7 protein-coding genes and 3 tRNA genes are annotated in these 7,895 nt (G+C 66.5%); 5 read left to right on the top strand and 5 right to left on the bottom strand.

The window, feature by feature from the left end:
• The 3 genes from tuf to P5F91_RS11330 form a co-directional block, all read right to left on the bottom strand.
• Positions 1-1,189: elongation factor Tu (tuf, locus tag P5F91_RS11340; protein WP_277907214.1), on the bottom strand; the 1,189-nt coding region annotated here is incomplete at its 3' end.
• A 65-nt stretch (positions 1,190-1,254) separates the two neighbouring features.
• Positions 1,255-1,328: transfer RNA gene (locus tag P5F91_RS11335), tRNA-Gly, on the bottom strand.
• 97 nt (positions 1,329-1,425) lie between these two features.
• Positions 1,426-1,511, bottom strand: a tRNA-Tyr gene (locus P5F91_RS11330).
• Positions 1,512-1,681: 170 nt separating this feature from the next.
• Between P5F91_RS11330 and rlmB the strand changes: the two genes are divergently transcribed.
• Together rlmB and P5F91_RS11320 are read left to right on the top strand one after the other, a co-directional pair.
• Positions 1,682-2,611 carry a 23S rRNA (guanosine(2251)-2'-O)-methyltransferase RlmB gene (gene rlmB, locus P5F91_RS11325; RefSeq protein WP_145613789.1) on the top strand — a complete coding sequence of 310 codons (930 nt, stop codon included), beginning with the start codon at positions 1,682-1,684 and terminating at the stop codon, positions 2,609-2,611.
• Between the two features lie 45 nt (positions 2,612-2,656).
• Positions 2,657-2,732: transfer RNA gene (locus P5F91_RS11320), tRNA-Thr, on the top strand.
• An 80-nt stretch (positions 2,733-2,812) separates the two neighbouring features.
• Here P5F91_RS11320 and P5F91_RS11315 read toward each other — a convergent pair.
• Both P5F91_RS11315 and phoU read right to left on the bottom strand, forming a co-directional pair.
• Complete coding sequence (locus P5F91_RS11315; protein ID WP_145613790.1) at positions 2,813-3,574, bottom strand: hypothetical protein; 762 nt, start codon at positions 3,572-3,574, stop codon at positions 2,813-2,815.
• A gap of 185 nt (positions 3,575-3,759) precedes the next feature.
• Positions 3,760-4,473: a phosphate signaling complex protein PhoU gene (gene phoU / locus P5F91_RS11310; protein ID WP_145613791.1), complete on the bottom strand. Its 714-nt coding sequence runs from the start codon at positions 4,471-4,473 to the stop codon at positions 3,760-3,762.
• A gap of 281 nt (positions 4,474-4,754) precedes the next feature.
• Between phoU and P5F91_RS11305 the strand changes: the two genes are divergently transcribed.
• The 3 genes from P5F91_RS11305 to P5F91_RS11295 all read left to right on the top strand — a co-directional run bounded on the left by P5F91_RS11305 (position 4,755) and on the right by P5F91_RS11295 (position 7,798).
• On the top strand, positions 4,755-6,056 hold the full coding sequence (locus tag P5F91_RS11305; RefSeq protein ID WP_145613792.1) for a pentapeptide repeat-containing protein: 1,302 nt from the start codon (positions 4,755-4,757) through the stop codon (positions 6,054-6,056).
• A gap of 230 nt (positions 6,057-6,286) precedes the next feature.
• Positions 6,287-7,165, top strand: a complete 879-nt coding sequence (gene aguB / locus P5F91_RS11300) for an N-carbamoylputrescine amidase (protein ID WP_145613793.1) — start codon at positions 6,287-6,289, stop codon at positions 7,163-7,165.
• Between the two features lie 168 nt (positions 7,166-7,333).
• Positions 7,334-7,798 carry a helix-turn-helix domain-containing protein gene (locus tag P5F91_RS11295; protein ID WP_040848567.1) on the top strand — a complete coding sequence of 155 codons (465 nt, stop codon included), beginning with the start codon at positions 7,334-7,336 and terminating at the stop codon, positions 7,796-7,798.
• Positions 7,799-7,895 lie beyond the last annotated feature (97 nt).

Here is a 7,895-nt window from a genome sequence, read left to right as displayed (position 1 = left end):
AGGCGATGATCTTCGCGACCACGCCGGCGCCGACGGTGCGGCCGCCCTCGCGGATGGCGAAGCGCAGGCCTTCGTCCATGGCGATCGGGGCGATCAGCTCGACGGTCACCTGCACGTTGTCGCCCGGCATCACCATCTCGGTGCCTTCCGGCAGCGAGACCATGCCCGTCACGTCCGTGGTGCGGAAGTAGAACTGGGGACGGTAGTTGGTGAAGAACGGGGTGTGACGGCCGCCTTCTTCCTTCGTCAGGATGTAGGCTTCGGCCACGAACTTGGTGTGCGGGGTGATCGAGCCGGGCTTGGCCAGGACCTGGCCGCGCTCGACGTCTTCACGCTTCGTGCCGCGCAGCAGCGCGCCGATGTTGTCGCCAGCCTGGCCCTGGTCCAGCAGCTTGCGGAACATTTCCACGCCGGTCACGGTCGTCTTGACCGTCGCCTTCAGGCCGACGATCTCGATTTCCTCGCCCACCTTCACGATGCCGCGCTCGACGCGGCCGGTCACCACGGTGCCGCGGCCCGAAATCGAGAACACGTCTTCGATCGGCATCAGGAAGGGCTTGTCAACCGGACGCTCCGGCTGCGGAATGTAGGCATCGACCTGCTTCATCAGCTCCAGGATGGCTTCCTTGCCGATCTCGGGGCTGCGGTCTTCCAGGGCGCACAGGGCGGAGCCCTTCACGATCGGAATGTCGTCGCCAGGGAAGTCGTAGCTGCTCAGCAGCTCGCGCACTTCCAGCTCCACCAGCTCCAACAGCTCGGGGTCGTCGACCATGTCGACCTTGTTCATGAACACCACCAGCGCGGGCACGCCGACCTGGCGGGCCAGCAGGATGTGCTCGCGGGTCTGCGGCATCGGGCCGTCGGCGGCGGACACCACCAGGATCGCGCCGTCCATCTGCGCCGCGCCCGTGATCATGTTCTTCACATAGTCGGCGTGGCCGGGGCAGTCGACGTGGGCGTAGTGACGGTTCGACGTCTCGTACTCGACGTGCGCCGTCGAGATCGTGATGCCGCGCGCCTTCTCTTCCGGCGCCTTGTCGATCTGGTCGTACGCGGTGAACGTCGCGCCACCGGTCTCAGCCAGCACCTTCGTGATCGCAGCCGTCAGCGACGTCTTGCCATGGTCAACGTGACCGATCGTGCCGATGTTGCAGTGCGGCTTGGTGCGTTCGAATTTCGCCTTGGCCATGGTCTTATCCGCCTTTGCCTGACAGTCTGAAGTTAAGCTTTAGGATTTCGCGTGGAGCTTCGTACTGGAGCGGGTGAGGGGAATCGAACCCCCGTCGTAAGCTTGGAAGGCTTCTGCTCTACCATTGAGCTACACCCGCCTAAGTCTCTGCCGCTCCATACCCCGGAACTGCTTCGCGCACGCGGGGAGCCAGTAAACCCACCCCTCATCACTGGGGGGCGGTTTTACCGGCAAAGTGGTGGAAGGGGTAGGATTCGAACCTACGTACGCTAACGCGGGCAGATTTACAGTCTGCTGCCTTTAACCACTCGGCCACCCTTCCGTCGCCGCGTGTCCGACCGGGGTCGAAAACGGTGGACAGGTGGGTAGGCGTTTCGACCCCCTCCTGTCAACGGGGAAATGTTGGTCGAACGAAAAGACTTGGCGGCAACCGTGCCATGCCTTGCGGAAAGCAGTGGCAACCCTGCACCGCTTGGCGCTAAGGATGGCACCATGAAGCGATCTGGATTTTCCAATCAGGGTGGTTCCCGCGCCGGCGGCAACGGCCCCTCCTCCCCCAATTCCCCCCGCCCGCCCCGCGATGGCGGTCGTCCGGGTGCGTCCACGCCGCGCGTCCAGGGTGAGCGCCCGCGCGCGCAGGATGGGCGTCTGGACGGCGCCAAGAAGACCACAGCCCCCAAAGCCACGCCCAAGCCCGGCATGCTCTACGGCCAGCACCCCGTCGTGGCGGCCTGGACCAATCCCGAGCGGCGCTGCAAGGCCCTGCTGGCCACGCCGGCGGGGCTGGAGCTGATAGCCGAGGCCTTCGCCCAGGCCAAGGCCGCCGGCCTCGCACGGCCCGAGCCCACGGTGGTGGAGCGCGAGGCGCTGGACCGCCTGCTGCCGGCCGGCGCCGTGCACCAGGGCCTGGTGCTGGACGCCAGCCCCCTGCCCGAGCTTGACATCGCCGACGTCGCCCGCGCCTGCGGGGAGACGGATATGGTGGTGGTGCTGGACCAGGTGACCGATCCGCACAACGTGGGCGCCATCCTGCGCTCCGCCGCCGCCTTCGGCGCCAAGGCCGTCATCGTCCAGGACCGGCACGCGCCGGAAGTGACGGGCGTGCTGGCCAAGACGGCCTCGGGCGCCCTGGAAGTGGTCCCCCTGGTGCGGGTCACCAACCTGTCCCGGGCCCTGACCGAATTGCAGGACGGCGGATTCTTCTGCGTCGGCCTGGCCGAATCGGGGCCGAAGCCCCTGCACGCACTGGATTTTCCGGGCCGCGTGGCCGTCGTCATGGGTTCGGAGGGCGATGGACTGCGCCGCTTGACCATGGAACGCTGCGACGCGCTGGCCCATCTACCGACCCGGCCCCCCATCGGCAGCCTGAATGTGTCGAACGCGGCCGCCGTGGCGCTTTACGAGGTCGCACGGCGACGCTAAGGTCTGCCCGCGTTCGACACCCCGGGCTGCCCCGGGGTCCTGGGAGCCGGCTTAGCTCAGTTGGTAGAGCAACCGCCTTGTAAGCGGTAGGTCGCGAGTTCAAGTCTCGCAGCCGGCACCAGTTTCAGGCTTCCCACTCCCAGATGCCGGATGGCCGCCTGCGTGGTCTTGGCCGATCCCCGGTTTCCGGTCCGCTACGCTTCACCTGATCACATACGGCTTGTGCCCCAGATCCAGCCCGACATTGCCCTCGGGCACGTCGTTGAAGCTGCGGTAATGGGTGCCGGGGCCACCGACATATTCGGCCAGCGCGTCGTCGTTCACGTAGTAGACCGCCTGGGAGCGGTAGATGTAGTAGCCGTCCCGACTGATGGAGACGGTCAGCATCAGCTCGGTCGAGGTCTCCTCCACCGTGGCGCGGGCGGTGTCCAGCGCCACGCCGCCGGCTGCCGCCGTGATCCCCCAGGGCATGGCGTCCAGCATAAGCTTGCCCACGGCGACACCGGCACCGAGGGCCGTCAGTGGGCCGGGCACGGTGTGGTTGGCGTTGGTGAACTTGGGATGGGCGATGGCGTTGGCGTCGATGGCCACCGCCACCACGTCGGGCTTGGGCTCCATGGCCACGGCGTGGCCGTTCTGGACGAAGGCCGTGGTCAGCGCCTGCTGGAAGGCGTCGGCGAAGGTGGTGTCGCTGTGCCGCGTCAGGTAGATCTGCACCGGCGGTTTTTGCCCCGTCTGCTCCTGCAGATAGGCGGAAACTGCCGAGGCCACGTCCTTGGCCACGATCACCCAATGGGCCGCCGTCTCCATCTTGTACTGCGGCGGCGTCAGAAAGGCGGCCGCCATGGGCCGCTCCGAACAGCCGGACACCAAGCCGCCCGCCAGCAGCAGGCCACCGAGCGCCGCCACAGGCAGGGCGCGCAGGTGGGGGGAAAGGCGGGACCGAAGCGCGGCGCGGGGCATGGGGCTATTCATCTCTGGCGTCTCGATTCTTGGGGGAGGAGCCGCCACCGGGCGGTCCCCCACCAGTCACAAGAGCAAACCACGTGCCAGGTTTATGCTTGGTTGCCCGCGCCCCGCCCCGGCCGTCACACCCGCGGCGTGACGATGGCCCTAAGTCACGCCGGCGGCGTGACGGCAGTCTCGGGTCACGCCGGGGGCGTGACGATGGTCAGCGCGGTATCATCACCCTTGGCGCGTTCCGCGTCGGGGGCCTGGCCAAGGACCTGGAAGCATAGCGTTTCGGCGATGTTGGTCGCGTGGTCGCCGATACGCTCCAGGTTCTTCGCGGCGAACATCAGATGGGTGCAGGCGGTGATGCGCTGCGGCGCTTCCATCATATAGGTCAGCAGTTCGCGGAACAGGGCGGTATAGGCCAGATCCACCTCGTTGTCCGCCTCGCGCACGGCCAGCGCCGCCGCCGCGTCGGCATCGGCGTAGGCCGTCACCACCCGGGTCAGCATGTCGTTGGCCGCATCGCCGATGCGGCGCAGCGAGCGGGTCAGCTCCACCTCCGGCATCTGGTTCAGGGCGAGCGAGCGCTTGGCCACGTTGGCCGCGAAGTCACCGATGCGTTCCAGGTTGTTGGCAATCTTCAACGCCGCCACCACCTCGCGCAGGTCACGGCCCACCGGGGCCCGCAGCGCCAGCAGCTTCAGCGTCTGGTTCTCGATCTGCTGCTCCAGGGCATCGACCTGGGCGTCATCGGCCATGACGGCCGCGGCCAGATCGCCGTCACGTTCCAGAGTCGCCTTCAAGGCCCGGCTCAGCTGTGTGGAAGCCAACCGCCCCATGTCCGTGATGGTGCGGTGCAGCTGGGCCAGTTCCTCGTCATAGGACGCCACGATATGGCCGGTCGACATTGGTTCTTGTTCCCTGAAAACGATAAACAGCGAAAACGACAAATGGCGGCATCCCGGCAGGGCCGATCCGGATCTTATAGGCCCCTGGCCTCCGATTCTGCCTTGGCCCCGCCATCCCTTTACCCGCCACGCGGATGCAGATTTACGACCTAGCTTGTCCAATGTGCCGCCAGCGTCAATGTTTTCTTAGCAAAGGGGTAGGATGTTTAGTTGTAACCAGCCCGAAAGAAATACAGACTGCCCGCAAATTTGTGATCGCTGCTGAGGGGCCCAATCGGGGCATGACACCGCACGAACTGATCGCCGTATTGGAAAAGCACGATCGCTGGCTGAAGCGGAAGACCGGCGGCGCGCGCGCCATGCTGCCCCTGGTCGATCTGCAGGGCGCCAGCTTCGTCGGCATGAACCTGCAATCGGCCAAGCTGTCGGGCGCCAACCTCACCGGCTGCGACTTCACCACCGCCAACCTCAGCATGGCCGACCTGTTCGCCGCCAAGCTGACCCGCGCCATCCTGATCAACGCCAACCTCTACCGCGCCGACCTGCGCGGCGCCCACATGCGCGGCGCCCGCCTGAAGGGCGCCATCCTGCGCGAGGCCGACTTGCGCGGCGGCGCGCTGCTGGACCGCCGGGGGCCCGGCCAGGTCAGCATGCAGCAGTCCGACCTGCGTGGCGCGGACATGGACGACGCCCTGCTGTCCAGCGCCAACCTGGCGGGCGCCGACCTCAGCGAGACCAGCATGGTGGGTGCCGACTGCTCAGGCGCGCAGCTGTCGGGCTGTAACCTGGCCAAGTCGGTGCTGAAGTCGGCCAACTTCACCAACTGCGACATGCGCGGCGTGAACCTGTCGGGCAGCAACCTGACGGGCGCCGTGCTGCGGGACTGCCGCCTGACCGGCGCCACCCTGGCCGGCGCGATCCTGATGAACGCCGACCTGACGGGGGCCAACCTGGACGGCGTGGACCTGACCGGCGTGGACACCACCGGCGCCAACCTGGCGCGCGGGTCGGAAAACTTCTCGGAGAAGATCCAGAAGGCGCTGGGCCACCATCGCACCTGGATTCTCAGCAACGGCGCCAAAGGCATCCGGGCGGAACTGGCGGCCGAAGACCTGAGCCACATCGACCTGAAGGGCGTGAACCTCAGCGGCGCCGACCTGAAGGGCGCCAAGATGGTGGGCGCCAAGCTGCGCGATTCCATGTTCATCATGTCGGACCTCGCCGGGGCCGACTTGCGCGGCGCCGACCTGACGGGCGCCACCCTGGATGGTGTCAGCCTGCGTGGCACCGACCTGACGGGCGCCAAACTGGACGGGGCCGAGATCGGCTCCGTCGACATCAAAGGGCCGGACGGCCGCCCCATCGGCCGGCTGTGGCCCGCCAACCTGGCCGACGCGCTGTTGCTGAAGGCCAGCCTGCAGCGCGCCAATCTGCGCAGCGCCAACCTGTCGGGCGCCGACCTGCGCGGCGCGGATCTGTCCGGCGCCAACCTGATCGACGCCAACCTGCGCGGCGCGCAGCTGGAGGGCGCCATCCTGGACGGCGCCGCCATGCCCGCCCAGATCGACGACGACGACGAATAAGCGCCGCCATCGGAGCGTTGCCCTACCACTGTAGTACAGGTGGGATGACGCCGCGGTCATCGCCGCGACGGGCTGCCACCTGCCGGTCCTGCGACCCCAGCGCGAATCGGCCATGCCCTGGAACCGATGCCTACCCGTACCATTTAAGGCGCGACGGCGCGCTAGTGCCTGTCATGAAGACGGTTATGATGGGCCCGGTTTCAGGATCGGCGGCTGAGGGAGGGAGTGCGATGCGACAGGTGACGGTGGCGGCCACCCAAACGTGGTGCGACTGGAACAAGGGGGGCAACATCGACCGGGTGGAGGCGCTGGTGCGCCGCGCCGCAGCCGAAGGCGCCCAGATCATCCTGCCGCAGGAACTGTTCGAGACGCCCTACTTCTGCATCAACCAGAAGGCCGCGCACTTCGCCCACGCCGCCCCGGCGGAGGGCCATCCCGTGCTGAGCCGCTTCACCGCCCTGGCCCGCGAGCTGCAGGTGGTCCTGCCCACCAGCTTTTTCGAGCGGGCGGGCAACGCCTATTTCAACTCCCTGGCCATGATCGACGCCGACGGCAGCATCCTGGGCATCTACCGCAAGAGCCATATCCCCGACGGCCCCGGCTATCAGGAGAAGTTCTACTTCAGCCCCGGCGACACCGGCTTCCAGGTCTACAGGACCCGCTACGCCACCATCGGCACGGCCATCTGCTGGGACCAGTGGTTCCCGGAGGCCGCGCGCATCATGGCCCTTCAGGGGGCGGAGATCCTGTTCTACCCCACCGCCATCGGGTCGGAGCCGCAAGACCCCACCCTGGACAGCCGCGACCACTGGCAGCGGGTGATGCAGGGGCACGCCGGCGCCAACCTGGTGCCGCTGGTGGCCAGCAACCGCGTGGGCACCGAGCCGGACGACGACCGGTCCATCACCTTCTACGGCTCCTCCTTCATCGCCGGCCCCAAGGGCGAGAAGGTGGCGGAAGCGAATCGCGAGGAGGAGACGGTGCTGACCGCGACCTTCGACTTGGACGAAATCGCGAAGGTCCGTTCCTCCTGGGGGGTGTTCCGCGACCGCCGGCCGGAGCTGTATGCGCCGCTGTTGACCCTGGATGGACGCACACGCAGGGGTTGACGGCAAATCGTTGCCAATTCAGTAGGCAAATGGCGCGTTAACCAACAATAACCATTACAAATGTGTCATGCATTGGCCTTAACTGCCGCATCCTCAGATAAATCCTTTTGCCAAGGGCGATTCTGCGATAAATGAGGGACGGCAGTTGTTAAATCGAGGTCAATACAAATGGGTGCTCAAAAGAGCTCTGTGACCGGTACCCTTGCGTCCGCGTACTCACTTTCCAAGCGTGGCGAGGGTCCCAATCCTATCGATATCCATGTCGGCAATCGCTTGCGCTTGCGCCGTACTTTGCTGGGCCTGAGCCAGGAAATCCTGGGTGAGGCCGTGGGCATCACGTTCCAGCAGCTGCAAAAGTACGAGCGGGGCATGAACCGCATCAGCGCCAGCCGGCTGTTCAACCTTTCCCAGGTGCTGGGCGTGCCCGTCGGGTACTTCTTCGAAGACCTGCCGGCGACCGAGCAGGCCACGCGCATCGCGCTGGGCAGCGAGGAAGGCGAGACCATGGCCCGGCGTGAGACGCTGGAGCTGGTGCGCGCCTACTACCGCGTGCCGGACGGTGCCGTGCGCCGCCGCGCCTTCGATCTGCTGAAGGCCCTGGGCGGTGACGTTCGGGAAGCCGAAGACGCCTAAAGCCTGAAAGCGTCACGTTTTTTCAGGTATAGTGCCGACCGCCGGATGGTCCCCATCCGGCGGTTGCCTTTTTGGGCCCCTCACCCGCGGATGCCAG

The sequence above is a fragment of the Nitrospirillum amazonense genome (assembly GCF_029594735.1).
Classification (GTDB): Bacteria; Pseudomonadota; Alphaproteobacteria; order Azospirillales; family Azospirillaceae; genus Nitrospirillum; species Nitrospirillum amazonense.
The sequence above is the reverse complement of the archived record's forward strand: the minus strand, read 5'-3'. Positions and strand labels throughout refer to the sequence as shown.

What these genes read in the sequence shown, in the direction of transcription:
- rlmB (WP_145613789.1), top strand. Translation starts at nt 1,682, where the DNA reads ATGAAGCGATCTGGATTTTCCAATCAGGGTGGTTCCCGCGCCGGCGGC.
- P5F91_RS11315 (WP_145613790.1), bottom strand. Translation starts at nt 3,574, where the DNA reads ATGCCCCGCGCCGCGCTTCGGTCCCGCCTTTCCCCCCACCTGCGCGCC.
- phoU (WP_145613791.1), bottom strand. Translation starts at nt 4,473, where the DNA reads ATGTCGACCGGCCATATCGTGGCGTCCTATGACGAGGAACTGGCCCAG.
- P5F91_RS11305 (WP_145613792.1), top strand. Translation starts at nt 4,755, where the DNA reads ATGACACCGCACGAACTGATCGCCGTATTGGAAAAGCACGATCGCTGG.
- aguB (WP_145613793.1), top strand. Translation starts at nt 6,287, where the DNA reads ATGCGACAGGTGACGGTGGCGGCCACCCAAACGTGGTGCGACTGGAAC.
- P5F91_RS11295 (WP_040848567.1), top strand. Translation starts at nt 7,334, where the DNA reads ATGGGTGCTCAAAAGAGCTCTGTGACCGGTACCCTTGCGTCCGCGTAC.